The organism is Pseudarthrobacter sp. B4EP4b (assembly GCF_006680095.1).
Classification (GTDB): domain Bacteria; phylum Actinomycetota; class Actinomycetes; order Actinomycetales; family Micrococcaceae; genus Arthrobacter.
Genome location: NZ_VHIJ01000046.1, coordinates 1 through 22334, shown reverse-complemented (window position 1 = coordinate 22334; position 22334 = coordinate 1). Strand labels below are relative to the sequence as shown.

The window sequence follows — 22334 nt, the reverse complement described above, 5'->3', positions numbered from 1 at the left end:
CAAACCTGGAGCTAACAAACACCTCGCTTCGGGAGGCGCTGAACATCCTTCAACCCGGGCAAAACGTGCTGGTGCACTCAGATCAGGGCTTCCAGTACCAGCACGTCTCATGGCGGAACCTGCTCAAGAAAGCCGGCGCAGTTCAGTCCATGTCGCGCAAGGGCAACTGCTACGACAACGCCGTGATGGAAAACTTTTTCGGACACCTCAAGGAAGAATTGTTCCACCACGTCCGATTTATCAACACCGACGCACTGGTCGCAGCACTTCACGAGTACATCCACTGGTACAACACCGAAAGAATCTCAACAAGGCTCAAGGGCCTGAGCCCGGTGCAATACCGTGCTCAGGCCCTTGCAGTTTAGGCTCTTACTAAGCCAGTCCAACTTTCGGGGACCAGTTCACTGGATGGGCGCCCTTTCCGATGTCGGCCCGTCGGCCGAGGCCTTCGTTAAGGCGATGGCAGCCCAGACGCCAACGGCAAGCACCCCTCCTGCCAGGGTCATGGTCGGCAATTACTCCGGCTTCGAATTCAACCACTCCGTCGAGGGCAACGTGGACTTCACAGCCTGCAACGGCCGCGAGTTATGCATTTACTCCTCATCTAACATCGGCTGCTCACGCTGGTACTTAACTCAGAATGAATACGAAACCTACCGGGTGGTCGACTTGGAGGGCCAGCGAGCTGTGGTCTCGGTGGGCTATATCGACCAATTGATCAACCCGGTGCTGATGAGAGAGGCACGCGCCGTCTTCGACTCAATCGTGTTCAAGTACGACAAAGCCGGCTGATGCTATAGGCGATCCCCGCTGGCCGGCGCAGACCCTTCGCTGTGCGCTGGCTACAGGCCCGAGGCCCGCTGTGCCAGAGCCTTAACCTTTTTCGCAGCGCGGCGCGCCTCTGCCGGTTTGGTGAAGCCGCCGGCGGAATGGGCCATGTAGTAGTCCACAGGCTGCACTGCCCTCCAGCCCCAGCCGCCATCCGGGTGAGGGTATATCTGATACTCCACCCGCCGCGCTGCTGATTGGAATGCGGCCGCTTCATCACGGGCAAAGGCCAGAGAGACGTAATTCCTGCCGGCCCATGCCAGGAGTTCGTCATTGGCTCCGTAAAGCCACCACGACGGTTGCCCGCCCTGACCGAGTGCTACTCGGAACGCCACCATATCGGCTCCATCCTCATCGCCGGTGGGATTCTCCCTACCCGGGCCCGGCCGGGACTGACAGGCGCCCTGAGGCAATGATGGGGGACCGGGTCCAGCAGAGGAATACAAAAGTCCCCAAGAGTTGCTCAAGAATTTTATGACGAGGCACTCCGAGTGGCACGAAAAAGGCGCACCGTTACTGCGGCGCGCCTTTCGGTTGAGGTGCGGTGTTGCGGTCAGGACCAGAAGTCAGATGCCTTGCCCGTATCTTCCTGAAGTTCCAGGACTTCAGTCACCTTGCCGTCGGCGAGGGTGAATACCAGGCCGGATCGTTGGTCCAGTGACCTCCCATCGCGCTCTGCATGGTTGGACTGGACCCCGATCACGTACCTGTCACCGGCGGCCACGTCTTCCAGATCGACCTTGACGGTGCCGTTGGAGCGCGAACCCAGCTCGCCGAAATAGGCCAGGATTGCGTCCCTGCCGTGCTTCACCCCTGACAGGGCGCCGCTGCCGCCTACGCGCCACACAGCGTCCTCTGTGAATAGTTCCCTGAGTGTGTCCATGTCGCCCGCGTTGAAAGCTTCGTAGCCGCGCCGTACCAGTCCCACATCTTCCTGTGCGCCCATTTTGGGCACCTCCGTCTTCATTGTCGGATTCCTGCGAGGTCAGATTAGGCTCGAGCGGCGGGTTTGTCGATGGGCGTCTTAAAGTGCCGCGGGCAGTGTCGGATCGGCGGGCGTGGCGCAGCAAAATGAGGGCACGAAAAAGGTGCGCCCCGTTCGCTGAGCGCACCCTTTCGTAAAATCATTCAGTCTTTGAAAGCGTCTTTGACCTTTTCGCCGGCCTGCTTCACGTCGCCTTTGGCCTGGTCCGTCTGGCCTTCAGCCTTCAGGCTGTCATCGCCTGTGGCGTTACCGGCCGCTTCCTTGCCCTTGCCGCCGGCCTTCTCGGCAGCGTTTTCAATCTTGTCGCCTAGTCCCATGGTGTTTCCTCCTCTGGTTGGCAGCCGTTCGCATTCGGCTACACCCAGACTAAGCATGCTTAGGATTCACCGTGCAAGTCGGACGAGCCGACTTGCACCCTCAGTTGATGTGCCCTGCCGCACCGCGAGACGCTATGTCAGGTGTCGCTGGGCCGTCGACGGGCAGTTATCGGTGACCAAGCAGATGCCTTTTCCAAGTTAATCGCTTGTGATCATTCAGGCAGCGGCAGGACATCCCTGGGGGCGAACTTTGTCCATGCCGGGTTTGCCGTGCTGGGATCCACGGTGGCAAGGAGTGCTGGGACTTCTTCTCCGCCGGTTGGATCGGGGCCATGGCCGGCTTCCGGGGAGCTGATTTTTGAGATCTGCTCTCCGGTTTCCCGGAAGAGCGTACCGCTGACGAATCGTCCATTTTTAGATGCAAGGATCACCGAGCCGAGGGTGCGGAAGGGTACCCATTCCGGTAGACACGCTGCTGTGCAAAACTTCTTCGGCAGGTTTGTCTATAAGAAGTGGAGGAAACTATGCACCGTTTGCGGGCTCACCGATCGCCGGGCAATTGTCTGCATAGGAGACCGTTCTCTTTCCGATTCGCCCCTGAGCGGCATGGCGACCAATGTAGATCGGTCCAAAGACGGACGCCATGTCAGCGTGACTTACGGGGCTCAGGGCGTGGCCGGACTTTTCGGCACGGGAATGGGAATGTACCAAAACAAAGGGATGGACTTCTTCAGCCTGGGACTCGGGCAAACCGTGGCCTTCTACGACGTCTCGGACACTGAGGGGCTGCTCTATGCCTTGGACCAGGCCACAGTCGGCTGAGATCGACCGGCGAGCCAGAACCATTGCCTGGATCCTGCTCGTCCTCGCCTCGATGATCCTGATCGGCTACGGGATATGGCACGCCGGCTGGCACATGTGGCTCCCGGCTCCAGCAGAGCAGGAAGAGGTCTGGATCGCTAACCGCTACATCTTCGCCGGCTGCACGATGTCCCTCGCGGCCGCCGTCTGGTCCGGCGCACTGGACAACCGCGTCTGGGTGACAGTCTGCGTGGGGCTGCCAGGGCTTCTCGTGGGCGGGGCGACCTTGGATTCCCCATACGACCTGAAGCGATACCTCGCCGTTGTCGTGGCGTTCCCGCTCGCCTTGGCCGGGGTCGTCGAGGTCCTCAGGGTACGGGACCGCCGGCAGAGGGGACTGTAGAGCAGAGGGATCAGCCGTGTACTTTCCTGATTCTCAGCCGGCGCCGATGTCTCGGGATCTTGCCGGTTACTGCACCTTCGGCGCGCCATGGTCTGTAAGAGAGGCTGCTGACGGGTTCGGCCGTAGGTGGAGCGGAAGCGACGAGCGATGACCCACGCCGGCGGCGGCGCAACCGTAAGAGCACGAATACCGTCAAGCAGATCCAGGCGGTGGCAACACAGAAGATCAGGATCAACGCTGCGGTCGTGCTCATGGCTCAGTGTAGGTGTGTAGCGAGGCGCCGGTTCCTTCCTTCGACTAAGGGTTACGGACACGTGATTGCATCGATACAGCCGTTACCGGTTCATGATCTTCTGGCCACTGGTAACGCTCAGGCCGCGGGGCAGGACGCCCCGGGATCTGTGCTCCATAGCGCGGCCTTCTCGTTCTGTTTGGGTCATGGTTGAGCACCGCCGGCAGCGATGTGACAAGGTCAGCCGCACCGGACCGACGACTTGTGCCCGGACGAGTTCGAGGCTTGCCTTGCGCCGCAATCAGCGCTTGGATCGCAGTATGTGATTGCATCCGGAACGGGCCCGGGTAAATGACGCCAACACCTGAGGCAACAAGGCCGTCGCCGCATCCCGCAAGACCGACGAGTTCCGGGCCGCGTGGAACAGTGGGGATGCCGACAAGTTCGATGCCCTCGCCTTGGTGGCCCTCGGCCGGCAGACGACCGCCGAATCCACCGCAAGGGCTCAGGCGCCCGTCCTGGTTCGCATAATCCGGTCATCGACAAGCTCAAGGGCAGCAGTGGCGTTACGCTGAGCCCGTGGAACGAGTGCTGTTGGATCAGGTGATCAGACCGACTCCGGACAGCTTAATCTCATGGGGAGACGACGGGAACGCCACCCTTTAGACTCGCGGATCTTGGTAGGGAAGCCTCGTCGAGCAGACGGGATGCTCAACCGGTAACGCGTACTCCGCCGACTGCCCCTGTCCAGGGCGTGTCTCCGGGACTTGGCAGGGATAGGTGCGTCGAAACGTAGCCCTTTTGAAGCGTGATGACCTGGGACATGGTTCCTGGGCAGTCCACTGTGAGCTCGACAGGCCAGAGGATGACCGTGGGATGCTCCTGCCGGATGAAGATCGTGGCATTAGCGGCCCCGACGCAGGCGACAGTGACCGTGTACTGGCCGGCCGCCAGCACCTGTTCCCTCCCGCCGAAGCCCCTGGCAGGGCCGTCCAGTGGACCTTTTTGGAAGAGCAGGACCCGCCCCGGCACGGCTTTCAAGAGCGCGTCCAGGTCCTGGTAGTTTCTGACCTGGTGCTGAAGGACCAGAGGATCAACGGTTTGTGGAGAGGATCCGGTGATCCATATCGGGTCGTTTGTGCTCGTGCCGTCGGCTGAGGCTGCCGAGGTGCTCGCCTGGTCCGGGTAGTCATAGGAGCATCCTGTCGTGCCGGCTATCGGTACCAGCAGGCACAGGGGAAAGGCCAGCCGGCGGATGCCTTTCATGTCCACACCTCCCATGTTCGCCACGCCCAGCGCTCATAGCAACAGCCCTGCAGGACACACCCGCCCGCTACCCCAAAACTGTCGGTGCCCGGGAGCACCATGGAGCTATGACGGCTCCAACTGTTGACGCGGCGATCCACGAACTGATGGATCTTGCCTGGAATCTTGTCTACGATCTGCTCGAGGAGCGGGCCCTGCTCGGTGACGGGTTGTTCGTCGAGGAGTTCACCGGGATCCATTCCTGGGTGGAAGAGCTGACCCGGTACACCGTGGTCCACTCCCGGGAGGTCGCGGTCCTGTTCGTGGACACCCGGCCCGTGGACGCCATCGCCTTCCACCACGACCTGTTGGGCGCCGACGATCCGAAGAGCTTCTTCACTCTGCGGGATGAACACCCAGACAGGATGCCGTGACCGGGACCCGAGGAAGCCGGCGTCGTACCGGCTCGGTCGGCCAGGCCTCGGGCGGTGGCAGCTGATGCCTCATCCGTCATAAGTTCACCATGCCCGGACCCTGCCAGCCGCATGACGATGGGCAGAACGCCTTGGACCGGGGCCCAATTGTGCCCGCTGTCACGGCGCGATGCCTGACGGGTCCCTTCCCTTAGCTGGGGGCTGAGCGTATCTTGAAGGTCTGCGCATCCCCCGCCGGACGACGCCGACGGCTTCCTCATAATTTCCGGTTGAATGGGTCCACCCGTAACCGGCGATCCTTTTTTGTCCGGATCTCGCCTTACTAGACGGCAAAGAGGCCATTATGGGTATCCGGGATCTCAGCACCGATGGTGCCTTATCGATCATCAAACCCCCGGCCGGCCGTCGCCAGGCGCTCATCGTCGCGATAATCGTTGCCGCGATGCTGGCATGGACCCTCGCTGCCTGCAACTCATCAAGGGACTTGGGCGCAGCTAACGTGTGGCCACTCACGGCTCCTGAAGCTTCGACTGGCGGCGTGACCCTCTCCATGCAAGGCGGCGCCCAATGGACAGGTGAGGGGTTGCTGGTTGAGGGTACTGGCTTCGCTAGCACTTCCGCTCCCGGTCCGGTCGCCACCGACTCAAACTTCACGGTCGGCGCGTGGGTACGCCCCAAGGGTCAACCCGGGCAGAACGTCACAGTGCTCACCCAAGCAGGGCAAACTGCCGGTGCGTTTTTCCTGGGCGTCAATGAAGGGTTCTGGTCCTTCTCGGTCAAGCCCAAGGACGGAAACGGGGACAACTTCGTCACCAACCGCGACCGGGCGACGCGGGTCGAGGTGACACCGGACCGCTGGGTACACCTTGCCGGCGTCTACGATACCGCGGCCGGAAAGGCCCGCTTCTATCTCAACGGCTTCCCGGTGAGCGAGCAAGGTATCGCCACTGACCATTTGTTCGCAGCGCAGGGGGCATTGCTGTTCGGCAGGGGCCAGTCCCACGGAGAACCCGAAGGATTCTTCAAAGGAACCATTTACGACGTTCGAACTTGGCCCCGCGCTCTCGGCGCCGATGAGGTGGCTGCCGTTGCACAGATTGCTGCCCCCAGCGGTGCCACGCTCGATCGCCCCGAGCAATCTGCACCCTTCATCTGCCCCAATCCCCACGGTGGCATCTGCCTGGGCCCCCTGGAACCCGGCACAAAACATGAAACCACATCATTTGAACCGAAGCTGTCCTACACAGTCCCAAAGGGATGGTCCAACGAGGAAGACCTTCCCGGCCAAGTACTGCTGCTCCGCCCCAGCGATCCCCAGGAAGGAGTTTGGGGCGGAAGCTACATTGGTGTGTACCAAAATGTTCGCGCGGCGGCGCAGTGCAGTGAAGAAGCTCAGCCAGGAGTAGGTACCAGCGCCGCAGAACTTGCCGCCTGGTACCGCACCGTCCCAGGCCTTGAAATTGCAGCAGAGGCCCCCACCTCACTTGGCGGCTTGACGGGAATAGCTCTAGACTTCCGCGTCAGCGACGACTGGAAGAGCACATGCCCGCTCGGCGGTTTATTCCACGCAGTTCCCCTTATGGTCGGTGGCGGAGTTTCCGATTTCTACCACGCAGCCGGTGCCCCACTCGAAATACGCCTCATCCTTCTTGACTGGAGAGGCGGAAACGTTGCAGTAGAGGTGACCGCCCTCCGCGCACAGTGGAGTCTGAATGACTATCTCAGGGAAGCCGGAGCCGGGGACGTCGTCGAGTCCTTCAAATTCGGGTCCTGACATCCCGGCTGAATAGAATCCAGGATTCGCGCGAGGTGCCGTCCGTGCACCCCTCAGGTTGAAATTATCCACAAGAGCGCCTAGGTTGCAGCGGCGGGGGAGCCATGGGCCAACGTGCGAAGCCTGCAGCCGTAGTGTCCTTAGAACAGTGGCCAAGGAACTGCGGGCATGTCACCGCTCGGAGCCGGAAACCGCCCTGCCGAGCGCAACCGGGCACAGCGTTTGGCGAGTGAGGCGATTTCCTCGGCGCTGAGCAAGTTCGCGAGGTTTCGCCCCAGCTCACCGTGCAGTCCTTCGATGACGCGATCGACGCCGTCGCATTCCTCGTCGGTCAATGTGTCTCCCAGCCACCCCCACAGCACCGTGCGCAGCTTGTGGTCCTGGTGAAAGGTCAGTCCATGGTCCACTCCGTGCCGGTGCCCGTCTTTCATGGTAAGGACGTGGTCGCCTTTGCGGTCAGCGTTATTGACGACGACGTCGAACACCGCCATGCTTCTGAGCGCTGGCGTGTCCTCATGTATGAGGGCGACCATCCGCCCCGTCTCATCCTCCCCCTCAAGGACCTGTTTCCACCCGATCCTCGGAACGTCATGCGCGGCAACGAGATCCACCGCGTTCTGGTCGGGGTCAGTGTCCTGCCACAGTTGCACCATTCCTTGGCCTAGGGGACCATCGCGGAGCCAGGTGCGAGGCACAACGTTCCAGCCGAGAACCTCAGAGACCAGGTAGGCGGCGACCTCCCGGTGGGCAAGGAAGCCGTCGGGAAAATCCCACAGCGGTTTCTCCCCGGCTATAGGCTTATAAACGACTGTGGTGTCGCCGATGCTGCCCACAAAGGTGGCATTCGACGCCGTCGTGATCCGCCCGGAGAGCGTGAGCTCGGCAGTCAGCAGCTCGGGCGCGGGCATCAGGCTTCGGGCAGGGTGCAGACGTGCCCGTCCGCGTCCACGGGATAACCGCAGAGCGGGCAGGCGGGACGTCCGGCGCCCACAACTTCACGGGTCCGCTTGGCGAAGGCGCGGGCGGTGCCAACCGGCATCCGCACCAGCAGCATTTCGGGTACTTCAATGCCGTTCTGGTCAGGCGAGTCGTCGTCATCATCAGCGTCGGTGAGCGGGTATGCCTCAATGACCACCTGCGCCGTCGTCGGGTCCCAGCCCAAGGTCATTGCACCGGTTCGGAACTGCTCCTCGACCGGCTCGAGCTGGTCGTTGTCCACCAGTTCGATGGGAGTACCCTTGGGAACGCTGAAGGGGTTGCCCTCGAGGGTGCTGAGCTGATCGAGGATGCCGTCAACCTTCTCTGCGAGCTGGGCCGACTGCTGCTTCTCCAAGGCGATGCTCACAATTTGCTTACCTGTGCGTACCTGCAGGTAGAACGTGCGGGCCCCTGGTTCGCCGATGGTGCCGATGACGACCCGGTCAGGCCAGGCAAACTCATGAACTCGTGTGGGCATGTCAGTATTCTAGGCACATGAGGTTACGGCGCCGCTTGCCCTGCACCGCCGCCCACCGGTGCATCGCCGGAGTTGATGCCTTTGGACAGCCATGACAGATCGCCTGCATCGGTGTTTGTCGCATAGACGCTCGGCCGGACAGCACCATAGTGCACGATCGATACGGAGGCCGGGCCCACGTTGATGCGCTGGAAAAGGTCGAGGTGCATTCCAAGCGCGTCGGCGAGGATTGATTTGATAACGTCACCGTGACTTACTGCCACCCACACGGCTCCTGGCCCATACTCGGCTTGGAAGGCTGCATCGTGGCGTCGGATTGCTGCTACCGACCGCGCCTGCATCGCCGCCATGGATTCACCACCGGGAAATACGACGGCGGACGGCTGGGACTGCACGGCAGCCCACAGGTCTTCGGTCGCGAGATCACTGAGCATGCGGCCCTGCCACTGGCCGTAATCGCACTCGGTGAGATCGGGATCGGATGGCGAATGAGGATTACCAGCCTGGCGGTCGAGGATGAGCCGGGCGGTCTGCTGGCAACGCTCGAGGGGGCTGGATACCACCCCGGCCAAAGGCACCAACGCGAGCCGGTCTCCGGTTAGAGCTGCCTGCTCGAGCCCGATCTGGTCCAAGCTGACGCCGGCCGCCCGACCAGCCAGCAGTCCAGCGGCGTTGGCTGTGGTGCGGCCGTGCCGCACGAGGATAACTGTCGCCATTCCTACAGCCTAACCAGCCTCCTTCACTGAATCCCGGCGTCGCGGTTGTTTCCGGTTGCGCGGCTACCGGTGCAGGTGGTCCCGCCAGTCTGCCGGCACCTTGTCTGCGGGGGCAGGCGACGGTTGATCCAGGGGCCTTGACTGGGGATCCGGAAGCCGCGGACCGTGGAAGAACTTTTTGGTGGTGTGCTGGTAGAACCAGTTCTCGCCAGGTTCAAATGACCTCATGACGGCATGGCCGACGGTGCGCGCGTGGGCACTGGCATGCTGTGACGGTGACGAATCGCAGCATCCGATATGGCCGCATTGGGCGCAGCGGCGAAGATGAAGCCACCAACCTGGGCCGTCACCGTTGAGGCACTCCAGGCACCCTGTTCCACTGGGTATGGCAGTGAGGCTGATTCCCGGAATCGGGCGATCCTCCATCGGTCCTCTACTTTCATCGCTGCCGTTTTGCCAGGTCATCCGGCTTGCCCGCCCAGGGAGCCATTCTGGCAGAATCGTCGCGCCCTTGGAATGGCAGATTCGAGGTGACGAGGCGGGCGCGATACAACTCCGTCGACGGCCGGCAAAGGACGTTCCGCAGGCACCGGGCACCTCTTGTCCCCATCGTTCAATCGCGAGTATCGTGAGCGCCACCGAACCATTTTGATCCGGAAAGACGGCGGCCATGGACCACTCGGTTCCGATCATGCTGCTCGCCACCACAGACCCGAACTCCCGGCGGATTCTTGAAGATGAGTTACGTCGACGGTACGGTGCCGACTACGAGGTGGTGGCCTGCGCCGACTACGCCCACGGGCGGGCGGTGCTGGAGGGGCTCCGGCGATGGAACCGCCCGGTCGCCCTCATACTTGGGTGCTACGGACCTGCTGACCGTAGTGGACTCGACTTCCTGCGACGTGCCTATGGCTTTCACCCTGCCGCCAAGCGCGGTGTTGTGGTGACATGGGGTGACTTCGCCAGCGCCCCCACCGTTTTCCGGGCAATCGCCCAGGGGTACGCCGAATTGGTGATCATACGTCCCGAGCGATCGCGTGACGAAGAGTTCCACGGGGCAATTACTGACGCCCTCGACGACTGGCACCTGGCCCAGGGTGTCGGCTTCGAGGCAGTCCGGCTGATCGGAGAGGTAGGCGACCAAAGGACTCATATGTTGCGCGACTCCTTGAGCCGAAACCACATCCCGGCGGTCTTCCACCCTGTGGGGTCTGAGACCGCGCAACGGACGTTGGAGAGCCTGGGCCTGCGCAACCCGGTTATGCCGGTTATGGTGCTGGAGTTCACCGCTCCACCAATTGTGCTCGAGAACCCCAGCAACGAGGAGATCGCTGAAGCGATGGGGGTGACGCGACCGCCACCGGCGGACAAGATCTTCGATGTAGTGGTCGTGGGAGCCGGTCCCTCCGGTCTCGCGACTGCTGTTTATGCCTCCTCGGAGGGCCTCTCCACCATGGTGGTGGAGGGAGAAGCAGTGGGCGGCCAGGCTGGCACCAGTTCACTGATCCGCAACTACCCTGGCTTCTCCCGCGGTGTGAGCGGTGCCCACCTGGCCTACCGCGCATTCCATCAGGCCTGGACTTTGGGGACGGACTTCCTGTTCCTGCGGAAGGTGGAGGGGCTCCGCGTGGACGGCGCACTCTACGCTGTGTCAATTTCCGATGGCAGCGTGGTGCGATGCCGCACCGTGGTGGTGGCCGCCGGCGTGGACTACCGCCGTCTCGGCATACCTCAGCTCGAGGATCTGGTCGGCAGAGGCGTCTTCTACGGGGCTACAGTTTCCGAGGCGCCGTCTATGGCCGGAAAGCCCGTCTGCGTGGTGGGTGGCGGCAATTCGGCCGGACAGGCCGTTCTGCACCTTGCGAAGTATGCGAAGAAAGTGACGCTGCTGGTGCGCGGACCCACCCTGTCGGTCAGCATGTCGGAATACCTCATCTCCCAACTGGAGGCCACCCGGAATATCGTGATCCGCTATCGCACCGTGCTCGTGGGGGCGCGCCATCAGGACGGATTCCTTACCGCCGTCAAGGTCGCCGCATCTGAAGCCTCCGATGCAACAGCGAGCGAGGAGATTGAAGCGGCAGGTTTGTTTGTGCTGATCGGTTCGGTGCCGCGGACCTCATGGTTGCCGGCCACTGTAGAGCGTGACCCGGCCGGTTTTCTGCGTACGGGCGCCCGGGATGTCAGTGACACCGGGTCCGTCCGGGCCGCCAGGCCACCACTGGCGCTGGAAACCAGTTTGCCCGGCGTTTTCGCTATCGGCGACGTGAGGTCCGGTTCGATCAAAAGGGTGGCTACGGCAGTCGGGGACGGCGCCACCGTGGTCTCGATGCTTCACGCATACCTGGCCGAGAACCCTCTGCCTGCCTCGCCTCATGCTCCTGGCGGGGAAACCGCACCCGAGGAGCGGCCAGGTGATGTCCGCGTCAACTGAAGTCGCACCGTTGATTCCGCCGATGCGGTGGCTGCTGTACATCGCTGCATTCCTGGTATTCCTTGCCGGGCTCGTGCTGTTCGTGTTTCCGCTGCAGACCAATGAATTCTTTGCGTGGACAGTCAATCCGCCCATGACTGCGGTCTTCCTCGGGGCTGCCTACTGGGCGAGTGCAGGCCTGGAGGTGACCGGCGCCCGTTCGGAGAGTTGGGATTCAGCGAGGCTGGCGGTGTGGCCTGTGTTCATTTTCACGACATTGACCTTGGGCGTCACCCTGGTCCATATCGATCGCTTCCACCTTTCGCCAGATACTGCCCCCACTGCCCAAATAGCCACGTGGGCATGGCTGGCAATATATGCGGTGGTGCCAGTGGCGATGCTCGCCATCAGCAGAATGCAGCTCAGATCGCGGCCTCCTGCCCCCGTGTCCGGAACAGCGGGAAGGCCAGTGTTGCCGCCTGTCCTCCGGCTGCTCCTGGCGGGAATCGGCGGGGGGCTGCTGTTGTACGGCGTGGCGCTGCTGGCAGCACCGATTCCTGCCGCGGCGTGGTGGCCTTGGCCTCTGACCGAGCTCACAGGGAGGGCGATCGGAGCGTGGCTGGTCGGCCTGGGGTGGGCGGCCGCGCAGGGTCAGATCAGCCGCGACCTCCGCACAGCCCGCCCCGTGGCCCTGACCTCCGTTGCCTTCGTCATTCTGCAGGCAATCGCCCTGCTGCGGTACGGCGGCGCCTTGACATGGCCGAGCCCACCGGCGATCGGCTTCGTCACCGTACTGCTTGCCATCGGCGTGGCCGGCGGGTGGGCGCTCGCACTGTCGCTCGCACCCGCAGCCCGGGCAGGAATGAACTGAGTCACCTCCTGCTCGTGCAGGTGCCCCGGCAAAGGCCCGCATGAGGCTGCAGGATACTGCAAGACATGTGAGACACGTTTGGGGGTCTTGCAGATTCGCATGCAGGACCCCCGATCGCCCCGATTGCTGGTTCGCTAGGAGCTGCCGTGGAGGAACCGCTCCAGGTAGTCTTCCCCGGGAGAGCATCTGTAGACAAAGTCGGGCGGATCGCCGGGTGACGATCGTGAAGGCCAAGCGCCTTTCCAAGGCGGTACCAGTCGCCTGGGCCAGTGTGGTGGTTCCCAGTCGTGGTGTTCGGCTTTGTAGTGGCGGCCGGTGGGTGAGGTCCAGCCGGGTGGTTCGTTTTGGGCGGCCGTGGTGGGCGTCCAGCCGGTGGCGTGTTTGAGGCGGTGGTGTTTTGGGCAGAGTTGGGCCAGGTTGCTGATCCCGGTATGTCCGCCGTGTTGCCAGGCTTGAAGGTGGTCTGCCTCGTTGTCCAGGGAGGGGTTGTTGCAGCCGGGGAAAGTACATCTTCCGTCCCGAAGCTGCAGGGCTTTTTTCATAGCCTTGGTCAGCCGGTAGCTGGTGCGGCCGATTTCCAACGGCGCCCCGTCCCGCGGATCCACCAGCACACGGTAGAACGAGGTGGCACCGTTGGCGACGAGTGTGCGGGCCATCGACGCGGGGATCGGACCATAGCCGTCCAGGTTTGCCGGTTCGTCCGTGATGCCGAACAGGGCGAGTACCGGGACGGTGACTAGAACGTCCGCCCTGGGTACCGGGACGTCGCCCAAGCCGGCACCTGCGTAGGTTTCACCCGGCCTGCCTGCAGCCGGGTCGCTTTCTCCAGCACCGCTTTGTCCCGTGCTGGCCTGTCCCGCGCTGCTTTCTCCCGTGCTGCTTTGTGCTGTGCTGGTTTCCGGGCCGGGGCGAAGTGCGGTTCCGGCGCCGAGCAGGATGCTGGCGGCGATGTCGGGGCGGAGTTGTGTCATGGTCCGGGGTTCGTCGGGGCCCTGGAGGCCGCGGGCGATGGCGGTGGTGCGGTTCCAGATGGCTGAGCCCTGGTCCGCGGGGACGTAAAGGGAAACGCGGGCCATGCCGTCGCGGTCCGGGGTGTATTCCATCCGCCGGTCGGCGGCGCATTTGGCGTGGCGCTTTTCGATGGATTCCGGGTGGTGGCGTTCCCGCCACTTCCGGGCCTTGGCCCGGAACCGGTACGCCGGCAACTCCCCGACCGGGGCGGCCGTAGAGGGCCTGGGCACGTCCGGGTCCAGGAACTGTGCCTCCAACGCTGCAGCGCCGGCGGGGTCAAGGCCGGCTGTTTCCTCCACCACGACCAGGGCGTGCGGCCAGGTGATCGTCCCGGCCTGCAACGCCGAGAACGCCAGCGGCAACTCCTTAACCACGGTGTGGGACGCGGCCAGGAACGCACCCGCGGCCCGGGGACCAAGGGCCAGGAGGGCGCCGATTTCCGCGGCGACAGCCATTTCCAGCGCCTGCACCGGGGCCTCGGGCCCCGCGATGAGCTGGGCAGTGTCCGAGTACGTCACGGCAGCGCGGGCCTTCAAAGCGGCGAACCCGGCCTCCGCGACCCGCGCCCCGGCGAGGATGTCCAGGCACCCATCTCCCAGCCCGGCCAGCGGATCAGCATCCGAGAAGGGCTCCGAACCGCAGCCCTCCGCCTCCGCGTTGAGCACGGCAAGGGCGGCCTTGATGTCCTCAAACGCCTTCGCCACCGCCGCTGTCCCCATAAACCCATCATGACAATGGGGTCTGACATTTTCCCTCGGCCGGACGCCCAACTGGTGGTCGTCCTGAAAGGGGCGCGGGAAAGTGCCTGAATCTTGAACAGCCTCCTGCACAACAATCCAAAGTGGCATGCCGCCGTCGAAATCAGTAGCGTCGTTCGAGCAACATTTCTCCAGCAGTTAGGTACTCCTTGGGCAAGAACAGTAAGAACCGGCGCGCAAGCAAAACTTCGGCGCAGAAACGACACCAAGCGCCGGTCTCCCTCAGTTCTTTCCGTGCCGGGCGGGCCCTTGACGCCTTAACGCCGGCTTATGTCCAGTGGTTCGACGACGGCACTCCCGGAGCAGGCGCTGCAGCCCTGCAATACCTGAAGCTGATGGAACCCACCATCAGCCGCTACATGGAGATGACGGCTGCGCCCGACATGACAAGCCTCGACCCTGCAACCCTGGCCAACGCGGTCGCGGAGGAAGTCTCGGCCGCCGCGGATGCACAGGCACCCGAGGTCGTGGACGCCGAACAGGTTGCCCTCATCGTTGACTCCGTCCACAGCTACGTCGAGTTCCTCTCGGAAACGGGCCGGTGGACGGGGACAGAGGAGCTACTGGCCGAGGTTCTGGATGTCTTCGACAGCCTTGCCGAGGGCGTTGATGGACAGGAGACCATCGAGATTCCGGACATTCCCGAGGATCAGGCACTGTCAGCCTTTACGGAAATGCCGCTGATCCAGAAGGCAACAGCGTTATTGGTATGGATCGGTGAAGGGAAGCCCGTGACCGGAACGGGCGCCCTCCGCCTGCGGGACATTGAGGAGGCGGCCGCCTGCGTGGGCGTGCAGGCCAAGGGCGGATCCAAGAAGGATGCAGCCGATGATGTCCTTACGGTACGGAGCATGTACGAGGTACCTCTGCTTGCCGAAATTTGGGCCGCGCTCCAGGCCGCCGAGCTGATCAAGGTCAAGCCGACGAAGGTGGTGCCGTTCGAGGATCCCGCACACTTCCTGGACGGCAGCGTTGCCGAGCAGGTGGACGAGTTCACCATATTCACCTCGCTCTTCCTCGAGCAGGCCGTGCTCCGGCTCGATCCTGAAGAGCCGTGGGAGCGCACCATCGCCGCAATACAGGTTTCCGTCCTCCTGGCGGCGGCCGCGGCCGAACCGCTGCTGGTGGAACGCGTCCTGGCGGCGCCCGATCACGCTCCCGAAGAAGAACAGAAGGCCGCCGAATTGCTCACCAAGGTGGCCATGGGCCGCTTGGAGGAGCTTGCGGAACTTGGGCTGCTGACCATCGACACCCATTTCCGCGTGCCCCCGGCGATTATCCGCTGTGTTGCCGATGCATTCGACGATCCATCGCTGCTGGCAGTGCTGGGCCTGGGTGAATCGCCGCTCGAAGAAGGATACGACGACGAACTTGCGGAGGCGGCCAAGGTTCTGACCGCGGGCAACCCTTCCTAGAAGCTGGTCACCAATTCGCCGAGCACCTCATCAAGCCTGGTCGGATCGGTGGCGTCGTAGTAGTGCGCGCCGCTGGCCCGGGCAATGTCCCGGAGCGTGGGGACATCAGCGTCCGGCCCGTAGGCGAGGGTAAAGACGAGCACCGGCGTCGAGTGGTACTGATGGCTCAACTGTTCTGAGAGCCCGCCCAGGTCTCCCGGGTGGCGGGTATCGTTCTTGCAGTCGCTCAAAAGCACGATGGTGTTGATGAACGTGTCCTTGTAGTCCTTGGCCAGATCGCCCGCGAAACGGCTCACCGCTTCGAACAGAGGCGTAGCCTCCACGGCCTGGAGTTCATTGAGCTTGGCGGCGATGTCGCCCTTATTGGTCTTGAAAGGGGCCACCGGGCTGACGATGCCCGGCTGTAGCGGACCGTCGCCCTCATGGGAGAACGCGGCCAGTCCAACTTCGTCCTCACCCGTGAAATGGTCCAGGGCCTTGAGAACCGCGTCCTTGGCCCGTTGCAGCTTGGTGACTCCGGGCTCCTGCACCATGGAATCCGAGACATCCAGCAGGAACAAAGCCCTGGCCCGTTTCCGGACCTCGGGGAAGCTCTCCTGAATGGAAACCAGTGCCTCCGCCTTGGGCAGCGGCAGGGGCTGGAGTGTCTCGGCGTAGCGGCCGGTTTTCTCCACCCCGGAATCCAGTTTGCCCTGGACGCTCCGGTACCCGGACGCCTCAACAACACGTTGGCCCTGTTCCGTCACTGCGAACGCGAGGAAATCCTGTCCCGCCAGGCGCTGCTGGTTCCCCACCCAATCGCCGTCAAGGATGACGGCCGGATTGTCCGCCACGTGGACTCCGTCGGTGGGGTAGATGGCCCGAAGGGGCTCCTTGGGGGCGGGACCGGACGTCTTCGTTGTTCCGTCCTCGCTGACCACTCCGCGGTTGTAGTCCCACACAGACTTTTCATCCACGATTACGGCGGAGAGGAATTCCGAAACCTTCCCGGCGTCGTCGGCTTCCCTCGCGTGCCAGAGGAAATGCTCGGGCGTGGCCATGTAGTGGCTGGTGCCCAATTCCACGGCACGCACCTTCTCCACCAGCGACGATGCTTCCAGATCCATGCCGTCCAAACCGCCAGGGCTGCCGCCGGCGGCACCGTAGGAAGCAGCAAGGGCCATCAAGCCCGACGTCGAGACGAGGGGACTGGCCTTACCGAACTTGAATTTGCCCCAGTCGCCGTGGCCGAGGCGCTCCCAGACGTCCTGCTCGCCGGCCATCTTAAACACCTCAGACCACGACGGCGGTTGCCTGTCCCAGCCGAGGGCAGTCACCATTGTTTCCGGCATCGCCACAACGATGGCACTCCGGGCCATGCTGGTTCCCTCCTGGGGGATGCGGTTTGCGCCGGCACCTTCTCCGGCAATGCGTAACCACGCGGAGGAGTCCGGCAGCCAGACAGTGGGCCTCTCCCCGGCGGAAACGCCGGGGAACTGTGCCGCGGCCTTGCCGGCGGCCACTCCTGATCTTTCCTGGGAGACGGCCGGTGCCACGCATTTGCCGTCAACATTGCGGGGCCTGGATATGTACTCGGCTGCAAGGGCCCGGACCATCTCCGCGTTTTCCAGCGACGTGAGGATGTTCAGGGGGATACAAGGAGAGGCGCCGGCGACGGCGGGAGGAGCGTCCTGCGCCAGGGGTTCGCCTGCAGGGGGTGGATTGCCATTTCCTGCGGCTCCGCCGTCACCTGAATCGGCGGGAAAGATCAGCGTCCGGAGCACCAGTGCGCCGCCCACAATAAGAAGCGCCACGGTAGCCGCCGCGGCGATCCAGATCCAGCGTGGATAGATCGGGTCAGTTGCTGCGCGACGACGGCCCATGCTCGTTTCCTTTGAAATCCGCCCGGGTTTCCCGGTGTGAATGCAAATGATGAAACTGGCCCGCGGCTGTCACACCGCGGGTGCGCCTAGCCCCCCGCCCGGATGCCCCCGCAACTGGATACGCATTTTGAGGATAACCCGCATGGGACCGATGTGAGTGTGGTGATTCAGATCTTTTTCGCGCCCGAATACAGCTGCAGCTGGCTCTGGATGAAGCGGAGCACCAGGTCTAGATTGGGTCTTGGCTTATGCAGCGGGCCCACTCACACCAAATCCAGGAGGGGGACCATGAGCCCCACACCGAAACAACCGATCACCGATGACAGCATCCAGGTCCGGCAGGTCAACCATTACCAATTCAGCTGGGTGGCCGGAGACGCCGGAAAGCCGGGCACCTGGACTCTGCAACTGGTCCTGGACCAAGGGGCCTGGGAAGAAGTGCTCACGCTGGATGCTGAGGATGCCGAGGTTCTCCAAGGCCTCCTGAAACGTTCGGCCACCGTCTTTTACGACGTCCGGCGGCGGACCCTGATGTTCGGGACCACGCCGGCCGGGCAGTAGCTCCGGCAGCAGCCAGAACTTCTTTCCGGAATCTTGCGTCTGCCCCAGTATCGGAAACCCTAGGTATCTGCGCATGCTGATGCTTGAGGGCAGCGATCGAGGGGGAGATCATGACCAGGAGCGCCGCAAAACTGGCCAGCGCAGGCTTGGTACTCGTGCTGGCTGCCGGATGTGCCGAAGTGGCGGGCATTCCGTCAGCTCCGCTGAACACAGGGATTCCTTCTCCTTTGGCCACCATCCATCAGCCCGGCCCCACGCCCTCAGGCCAGCAGACCGGAGCGCCGGTGCAGGTCACCGTCATCCCGCTCGGCAGGAACAACGGTGTTGAGGCCAGGCTGCCGATCAACGGCTAATTCGCTGCGCCCGGCATGGAGATCCGATTCGATGCCTCATCGTCCATCGGCGCAGTGAACCAGTACGAATGGGACCTCGACGGCGACGGCGACTACGACGTGACCGCCAGCGAACCCGTCCTCAAGCACACGTATGCGCATGAGTTCGAGGGGGAGATGATCCTGCGGGTGTCGAACATGGTTGGAAGCAGTCACGTCCTGAAGACCCCTGTCCATGTCAGCACCATGCCGATGCCTCAGCCGTTGGCGGCACCACGGAACGTCCAGGTGGCGGTCCTGTCCACGGTGGACGGGGTCAGCGAGATCCGGGTGACGTGGGAATCGGAGGACCCTGCTGCCTATTCCTGGGCTGTGGCCATCAACGGGTTCCCGGCGGGCCGCGTTGAAAGGTCCGCCCGATCGGTCAACGTCACCGACATCCGCCGTGAAGCGGACGTCCTGGTGGAGATTCTTGGAGTTACCCAGGACATGGCCCTCGGGCTGCGTGCCGGGACCACGCTGCCGGCGGCGAAGTAGCCGGTCAAAAAGACGCTGAAGAGCCCTGCACGGACCGCCGTGCAGGGCTCTTACTGAGTCAGCCGATCAGCCCCCGACGACGGCGAGCGCCGCCAGGTGCGCGCCCTCACCTTCGGCAAAGACCGCCAGAGCCGTGCTCGCCTCCGAGGGGAACACCAGATCCGTGAGTGTGGCGAGCCCGTCCTGGGCGAAGACCTCCACGGAGCACCGGTCAAGGTAGATCCGGAGCCGGAGGAAGCCGTCCTCCAGTGGTACGGCAACGGCTTCGACGGACGGAAAGGCCCCATGGAAATCCACCAGCCCGGACTCGCGACGGTCCAGGCTGAGAATTCCCTCCGCCACGTCATAGCCGACAACTGTGCGTTCGGCGTCGCCGGCCCTGAGCACAAGCCCCACCCTGCTTGCCGTACCCGGCTGAAAGTCAACGTCGATCCGTGTGACTGCAGCGGTGACGGGGAGGTCCAGAACCCCGGATGCCAAGGGCCTGGAGCCCAGCCGGAACTGCGCCGATTCCAGTCCGGAAATGGGATCGATGGCCTCCTGCCGGAGTACCACGCGTCCGTCCACCCGGGTCAGCGACACGTCCCGAGGCAGGGACATTGCACTCCGCCAGCTCCCTGTGAGCGTGGATCCGGCATAGTCCCAGTTGTTCATCCAACCGATCATGATCCGGCGCCCGTCCGGCGCGTTGCTGAAGGAGACGGCAGCGTAGTAGTCGCGCCCCCAGTCCAGCCAGTTGTAGTCCCGCATCCGGCTGTCATCCTGCTGGAGGCCGGCGGTGACGGTCGTTTCGGACCGGAACGTCACGCCGTCGAACTCTCCCAGGAAGTACTGCCCGGCTGAGCCGCCGGCCACCCCTCCGGGGTTGAGGTTCACGATGAGGACCCACTTCGTGTCGTCCCGATCCCCGTCCACGGGCAACTCGAAGAGGTCCGGGCACTCCCACACCCCACCGGTGGCGTTCGCGGGCCCGAAAGTGCTCAGGTGCTCCCAGGCCAAAAGGTCCGCGGACTTATACAGCACCACCTGGCGGTGCACTGCCTCGACGGCGACCATCACCCAGTAACTGCCGGCTCCGCCGTCGTACCAAAAAACCTTGGGATCGCGGAAGTCCGCGGACGCCCGGTCCAGGACCGGGTTGCCCTGGTACTTCGTCCACGTCATTCCCTCGTCCAGGCTGTAGGCCAGGGACTGGGCCTGCCGTCCCGCCAGCGCTGAGGCGGCGGTGTACGCGCTGGTGTAGATGGCCACCAGCGGGGGAGTGTCCGCCGTGCCAAGTCCGCTGGTGTTGTGCTTATCAAATACTGCGGAGCCGGAGAAAATCGCCTCGGACCCGTCGCAGGGGATCGCCACGGGCTGCTCTTCCCAGTGGCGCAGGTCCCGGGAGATGGCGTGGCCCCAGGACATGTTGCCCCAGTCCGGGCCGAAAGGGTTGTGCTGGTAGAAGAGGTGGTAGGTGCCGTTGAGGTACACCAGGCCGTTAGGGTCGTTGAGCCAGTTGCGTTCGGAAGTGTAGTGCCACTCCGGGCGGAACGGGTCCGTAACGGGAACGGCCACGGCACCGGGCGCCGGAACCGCGGCGGGCGCGGCAGCCGTCGTCGTCAGGAAAGTCATGGTCAGCCTTTCACGCCGCTGGAGGCGATGCTGTTGATGAAGGACTTCTGGAAGGCAATGAAGAGGATCACCACGGGGACGGTGATGAGTGAGGCGTAGGCCATCACCTCGCCCCAGGAGACATTGAGCTGGAAGAAGTACTGGATGCCGATCATCACGGGCCGCAGCTCCTCGGACTGGACCACCATGAGCGGCCAGAGGTAGGAGTTCCAGGCAGGCAGGAAGGTCAGGATGGCCACTGTGGCTGTGGCCGGGCCTGCCAAGGGCATGACTACCTGCCGGTAGATCTTGAACCAGCCTGCACCGTCGATCCGGGCCGCTTCATCCAGTTCCTTGGGGATGGACTCAAAGTACTGGTGGTACAGGTAGATGGAGAACGCGTTGGCAAGGAACGGAATGATCTGGACCTGGTAGGTGTCCAGCCAGCCCTTTGAGAACTCCAGGCTGAAGCCGTCGAGCTCAAAGTAGGGCAGCTGGTTGACCCACCACACCAGCGGCAGGGCGAGGGTCTGGAACGGGACAATCAGCGTGGCCAGGATGGCGCTGAAGACGATCCGCTTGCCGCGGACCTCCATACGGGAGAGCGCGAAGGCGCACAGGCTGTTGATGAAGATGCCCAGCACCACCGTCACGGCGGAGACCCCGATGGAGTTGATCATGAACCGGGCGGCGGGGACGCGGTCGAACACCGCCGCGTAGTTATCGAACGAGATGTTCCCGATGGGCAGGAACGCCGCCACGGAGGACATGTCGCCGAAGATCTGCTGGTCCGGCTTGAGGGAGGAAATCAGCATAAAAACGATGGGGAAGGCGGCCACGACGGCGAAGAGGATGCGCACCAGCATGGTGCCGGCGCTCCTCAGGAGCAGTTGGTTGTTCATGTCAGTCTTTCTCCCGGGTGAGGTAGCGCTGCACCGCGGAGACGAGCAGGACGAGGACGAAGAATACGAGCGAGATGGCCGAGGCGTAGGAAGTTTCCTGCTGCTTGAATCCGGACCGGACTGCCTCGTAGATGATGGTGGTGGTGGAATCCAGGGGGCCGCCCTGGGTCATGACGCTGACCTGGTCAAAGAGTCCCAGCGCCTGGATGGTGATGGTGACCAGCACCAGGCTGCGGGTGTGCTTCAGGCCCGGCCACGTCACATAGCGGAACTGGTGCCAGCGGCTGGCGCCGTCCAGCTGCGCGGCTTCGTACAGTTCACCGGAAATGCTCTGCAGTCCGGCCAGCCAGATGATCATGTGGAACCCGGCTGCCTGCCAGATGGACAGGGCGATGATGGCCGGCATGGCGGTGGCGGGGTCATTGAGCCAGTCAGCACCCTGGATGAGCCCGAAGCTGAACGTGGAGAGGAGCTCGTTGATCAGCCCTTCGCGGCGGTACATAAACATCCAGAGCAGGGACACCACCACCATGGACGTGACCACAGGCAGGAAGTAGATGGTGCGGAAGAAGTTGACGCCGCGGAACTTCTTGTTGATGAGCAGGGCCATGGCCAGGGCAAGGGCGGACTGCACCGGCACCACGACCACCGCAAAGTACGTCACGTTCAGCAGGGCACGCCAGAACGTAGGATCTGTGAAGAGCCGGGCAAAGTTGTCTGTCCCCACAAACTCCACAGGCCGCGGAGAGATCAGGCGGGCATTGGTGAAGGCCAGGCCGAAGCCCAGGATCGCCGGCAGGAACACAAACAGCAGCAGCAGAACGGCGGCCGGGGCGATCATGCCCCAACCGCTGATCTGTTCGCGGAGGAAACCGGGGCGGGGGCGGC

The 22334-nt window shown here is 63.3% G+C and carries 24 protein-coding genes; 11 read left to right on the top strand and 13 right to left on the bottom strand.

Annotated features, from left to right (window positions below; translation table 11 throughout):
• Together FNL14_RS17305 and FNL14_RS17300 are read left to right on the top strand one after the other, a co-directional pair.
• Positions 1-365: IS3 family transposase (locus FNL14_RS17305; RefSeq protein WP_142062442.1), on the top strand; the 365-nt coding region annotated here is incomplete at its 5' end.
• A gap of 43 nt (positions 366-408) precedes the next feature.
• Positions 409-792 carry a hypothetical protein gene (locus FNL14_RS17300; RefSeq protein ID WP_255470895.1) on the top strand — a complete coding sequence of 128 codons (384 nt, stop codon included), beginning with the start codon at positions 409-411 and terminating at the stop codon, positions 790-792.
• 50 nt (positions 793-842) lie between these two features.
• Here FNL14_RS17300 and FNL14_RS17295 read toward each other — a convergent pair whose 3' ends face one another.
• The 3 genes from FNL14_RS17295 to FNL14_RS17285 form a co-directional block, all read right to left on the bottom strand.
• Positions 843-1166: a hypothetical protein gene (locus FNL14_RS17295; RefSeq protein ID WP_142062439.1), complete on the bottom strand. Its 324-nt coding sequence runs from the start codon at positions 1164-1166 to the stop codon at positions 843-845.
• Positions 1167-1381: 215 nt separating this feature from the next.
• Positions 1382-1774 carry a nuclear transport factor 2 family protein gene (locus FNL14_RS17290; protein ID WP_142062436.1) on the bottom strand — a complete coding sequence of 131 codons (393 nt, stop codon included), beginning with the start codon at positions 1772-1774 and terminating at the stop codon, positions 1382-1384.
• A gap of 182 nt (positions 1775-1956) precedes the next feature.
• The gene (locus FNL14_RS17285) at positions 1957-2130 is read right to left on the bottom strand and encodes a CsbD family protein (protein ID WP_091418386.1); all 174 of its coding nucleotides are present in this window, start codon (positions 2128-2130) and stop codon (positions 1957-1959) included.
• 793 nt (positions 2131-2923) lie between these two features.
• Here FNL14_RS17285 and FNL14_RS17280 point away from each other — a divergent pair.
• On the top strand, positions 2924-3334 hold the full coding sequence (locus FNL14_RS17280) for a hypothetical protein (protein ID WP_255470894.1): 411 nt from the start codon (positions 2924-2926) through the stop codon (positions 3332-3334).
• Positions 3335-4277: 943 nt separating this feature from the next.
• On the opposite strand, the gene FNL14_RS17270 is transcribed toward FNL14_RS17280, so the two are convergent.
• The gene (locus FNL14_RS17270) at positions 4278-4832 is read right to left on the bottom strand and encodes a hypothetical protein (protein ID WP_142062433.1); all 555 of its coding nucleotides are present in this window, start codon (positions 4830-4832) and stop codon (positions 4278-4280) included.
• Between the two features lie 107 nt (positions 4833-4939).
• Between FNL14_RS17270 and FNL14_RS17265 the strand changes: the two genes are divergently transcribed.
• Positions 4940-5245, top strand: a complete 306-nt coding sequence (locus FNL14_RS17265) for a hypothetical protein (RefSeq protein WP_142062430.1) — start codon at positions 4940-4942, stop codon at positions 5243-5245.
• A gap of 343 nt (positions 5246-5588) precedes the next feature.
• Entirely contained in the window at positions 5589-7019 is a 1431-nt protein-coding gene (locus FNL14_RS17260; protein WP_142062427.1) for a LamG domain-containing protein, read from the top strand.
• A 140-nt stretch (positions 7020-7159) separates the two neighbouring features.
• On the opposite strand, the gene FNL14_RS17255 is transcribed toward FNL14_RS17260, so the two are convergent.
• The 4 genes from FNL14_RS17255 to FNL14_RS17240 form a co-directional block, all read right to left on the bottom strand.
• The gene (locus FNL14_RS17255; protein ID WP_142062424.1) at positions 7160-7927 is read right to left on the bottom strand and encodes an SCO1664 family protein; all 768 of its coding nucleotides are present in this window, start codon (positions 7925-7927) and stop codon (positions 7160-7162) included.
• Complete coding sequence (locus FNL14_RS17250; protein ID WP_142062421.1) at positions 7927-8475, bottom strand: DUF3090 domain-containing protein; 549 nt, start codon at positions 8473-8475, stop codon at positions 7927-7929. The genes FNL14_RS17255 and FNL14_RS17250 overlap by 1 nt, the downstream gene beginning before the upstream one ends.
• Positions 8476-8498: 23 nt before the next feature.
• Positions 8499-9191: an MSMEG_4193 family putative phosphomutase gene (locus FNL14_RS17245; RefSeq protein WP_142062418.1), complete on the bottom strand. Its 693-nt coding sequence runs from the start codon at positions 9189-9191 to the stop codon at positions 8499-8501.
• A gap of 63 nt (positions 9192-9254) precedes the next feature.
• Positions 9255-9617: a UBP-type zinc finger domain-containing protein gene (locus FNL14_RS17240; RefSeq protein ID WP_142062416.1), complete on the bottom strand. Its 363-nt coding sequence runs from the start codon at positions 9615-9617 to the stop codon at positions 9255-9257.
• A gap of 244 nt (positions 9618-9861) precedes the next feature.
• On the opposite strand from FNL14_RS17240, the gene FNL14_RS17235 reads away from it, so the two are divergent.
• Complete coding sequence (locus tag FNL14_RS17235) at positions 9862-11625, top strand: FAD-dependent oxidoreductase (RefSeq protein WP_142062413.1); 1764 nt, start codon at positions 9862-9864, stop codon at positions 11623-11625.
• Positions 11609-12475, top strand: coding sequence for a hypothetical protein (locus tag FNL14_RS17230; RefSeq protein ID WP_142062410.1), 867 nt, complete (start codon positions 11609-11611; stop codon positions 12473-12475). Before FNL14_RS17235 ends, FNL14_RS17230 begins: the two co-directional genes overlap by 17 nt.
• A 134-nt stretch (positions 12476-12609) precedes the next feature.
• Here FNL14_RS17230 and FNL14_RS17225 read toward each other — a convergent pair whose 3' ends face one another.
• Positions 12610-14205, bottom strand: coding sequence for an HNH endonuclease signature motif containing protein (locus FNL14_RS17225; RefSeq protein ID WP_142062407.1), 1596 nt, complete (start codon positions 14203-14205; stop codon positions 12610-12612).
• Positions 14206-14393: 188 nt separating this feature from the next.
• Here FNL14_RS17225 and FNL14_RS17220 point away from each other — a divergent pair, with 188 nt between their 5' ends.
• The gene (locus tag FNL14_RS17220; RefSeq protein WP_142062404.1) at positions 14394-15659 is read left to right on the top strand and encodes a hypothetical protein; all 1266 of its coding nucleotides are present in this window, start codon (positions 14394-14396) and stop codon (positions 15657-15659) included.
• Here FNL14_RS17220 and FNL14_RS17215 read toward each other — a convergent pair.
• Positions 15656-17521, bottom strand: a complete 1866-nt coding sequence (locus FNL14_RS17215; protein WP_142062401.1) for a substrate-binding domain-containing protein — start codon at positions 17519-17521, stop codon at positions 15656-15658. The two genes, FNL14_RS17220 and FNL14_RS17215, sit on opposite strands and share 4 nt — an antisense overlap.
• Before the next feature lie 288 nt (positions 17522-17809).
• Here FNL14_RS17215 and FNL14_RS17210 point away from each other — a divergent pair, with 288 nt between their 5' ends.
• The 3 genes from FNL14_RS17210 (at position 17810) to FNL14_RS17200 (ending at position 18951) form a co-directional block, all read left to right on the top strand.
• Entirely contained in the window at positions 17810-18082 is a 273-nt protein-coding gene (locus tag FNL14_RS17210) for a hypothetical protein (protein ID WP_091419761.1), read from the top strand.
• Between the two features lie 110 nt (positions 18083-18192).
• On the top strand, positions 18193-18435 hold the full coding sequence (locus tag FNL14_RS17205; RefSeq protein ID WP_142062399.1) for a hypothetical protein: 243 nt from the start codon (positions 18193-18195) through the stop codon (positions 18433-18435).
• A 15-nt stretch (positions 18436-18450) separates the two neighbouring features.
• Positions 18451-18951, top strand: coding sequence for a PKD domain-containing protein (locus FNL14_RS17200; RefSeq protein ID WP_142062397.1), 501 nt, complete (start codon positions 18451-18453; stop codon positions 18949-18951).
• 66 nt (positions 18952-19017) lie between these two features.
• Here the strand turns inward: FNL14_RS17200 and FNL14_RS17195 are convergent, their stop codons facing one another.
• From FNL14_RS17195 to FNL14_RS17185, 3 genes are all read right to left on the bottom strand, one after another.
• Complete coding sequence (locus FNL14_RS17195; RefSeq protein ID WP_142062394.1) at positions 19018-20565, bottom strand: glycoside hydrolase family 32 protein; 1548 nt, start codon at positions 20563-20565, stop codon at positions 19018-19020.
• A gap of 2 nt (positions 20566-20567) precedes the next feature.
• Positions 20568-21446: a carbohydrate ABC transporter permease gene (locus FNL14_RS17190; RefSeq protein WP_091419766.1), complete on the bottom strand. Its 879-nt coding sequence runs from the start codon at positions 21444-21446 to the stop codon at positions 20568-20570.
• Between the two features lies 1 nt (position 21447).
• Positions 21448-22334: carbohydrate ABC transporter permease (locus FNL14_RS17185; RefSeq protein ID WP_142062391.1), on the bottom strand; the 887-nt coding region annotated here is incomplete at its 5' end.

Excerpts from the sequence above, each read along its gene's own strand:
- FNL14_RS17300 (WP_255470895.1), top strand. The coding sequence starts at position 409 with ATGGGCGCCCTTTCCGATGTCGGCCCGTCGGCCGAGGCCTTCGTTAAG.
- FNL14_RS17295 (WP_142062439.1), bottom strand. The coding sequence starts at position 1,166 with ATGGTGGCGTTCCGAGTAGCACTCGGTCAGGGCGGGCAACCGTCGTGG.
- FNL14_RS17290 (WP_142062436.1), bottom strand. The coding sequence starts at position 1,774 with ATGGGCGCACAGGAAGATGTGGGACTGGTACGGCGCGGCTACGAAGCT.
- FNL14_RS17285 (WP_091418386.1), bottom strand. The coding sequence starts at position 2,130 with ATGGGACTAGGCGACAAGATTGAAAACGCTGCCGAGAAGGCCGGCGGC.
- FNL14_RS17280 (WP_255470894.1), top strand. The coding sequence starts at position 2,924 with ATGCCTTGGACCAGGCCACAGTCGGCTGAGATCGACCGGCGAGCCAGA.
- FNL14_RS17270 (WP_142062433.1), bottom strand. The coding sequence starts at position 4,832 with ATGAAAGGCATCCGCCGGCTGGCCTTTCCCCTGTGCCTGCTGGTACCG.
- FNL14_RS17265 (WP_142062430.1), top strand. The coding sequence starts at position 4,940 with ATGACGGCTCCAACTGTTGACGCGGCGATCCACGAACTGATGGATCTT.
- FNL14_RS17260 (WP_142062427.1), top strand. The coding sequence starts at position 5,589 with ATGGGTATCCGGGATCTCAGCACCGATGGTGCCTTATCGATCATCAAA.
- FNL14_RS17255 (WP_142062424.1), bottom strand. The coding sequence starts at position 7,927 with ATGCCCGCGCCCGAGCTGCTGACTGCCGAGCTCACGCTCTCCGGGCGG.
- FNL14_RS17250 (WP_142062421.1), bottom strand. The coding sequence starts at position 8,475 with ATGCCCACACGAGTTCATGAGTTTGCCTGGCCTGACCGGGTCGTCATC.
- FNL14_RS17245 (WP_142062418.1), bottom strand. The coding sequence starts at position 9,191 with ATGGCGACAGTTATCCTCGTGCGGCACGGCCGCACCACAGCCAACGCC.
- FNL14_RS17240 (WP_142062416.1), bottom strand. The coding sequence starts at position 9,617 with ATGGAGGATCGCCCGATTCCGGGAATCAGCCTCACTGCCATACCCAGT.
- FNL14_RS17235 (WP_142062413.1), top strand. The coding sequence starts at position 9,862 with ATGGACCACTCGGTTCCGATCATGCTGCTCGCCACCACAGACCCGAAC.
- FNL14_RS17230 (WP_142062410.1), top strand. The coding sequence starts at position 11,609 with ATGTCCGCGTCAACTGAAGTCGCACCGTTGATTCCGCCGATGCGGTGG.
- FNL14_RS17225 (WP_142062407.1), bottom strand. The coding sequence starts at position 14,205 with ATGGGGACAGCGGCGGTGGCGAAGGCGTTTGAGGACATCAAGGCCGCC.
- FNL14_RS17215 (WP_142062401.1), bottom strand. The coding sequence starts at position 17,521 with ATGGGCCGTCGTCGCGCAGCAACTGACCCGATCTATCCACGCTGGATC.
- FNL14_RS17210 (WP_091419761.1), top strand. The coding sequence starts at position 17,810 with ATGAGCCCCACACCGAAACAACCGATCACCGATGACAGCATCCAGGTC.
- FNL14_RS17205 (WP_142062399.1), top strand. The coding sequence starts at position 18,193 with ATGACCAGGAGCGCCGCAAAACTGGCCAGCGCAGGCTTGGTACTCGTG.
- FNL14_RS17200 (WP_142062397.1), top strand. The coding sequence starts at position 18,451 with ATGGAGATCCGATTCGATGCCTCATCGTCCATCGGCGCAGTGAACCAG.
- FNL14_RS17195 (WP_142062394.1), bottom strand. The coding sequence starts at position 20,565 with ATGACTTTCCTGACGACGACGGCTGCCGCGCCCGCCGCGGTTCCGGCG.
- FNL14_RS17190 (WP_091419766.1), bottom strand. The coding sequence starts at position 21,446 with ATGAACAACCAACTGCTCCTGAGGAGCGCCGGCACCATGCTGGTGCGC.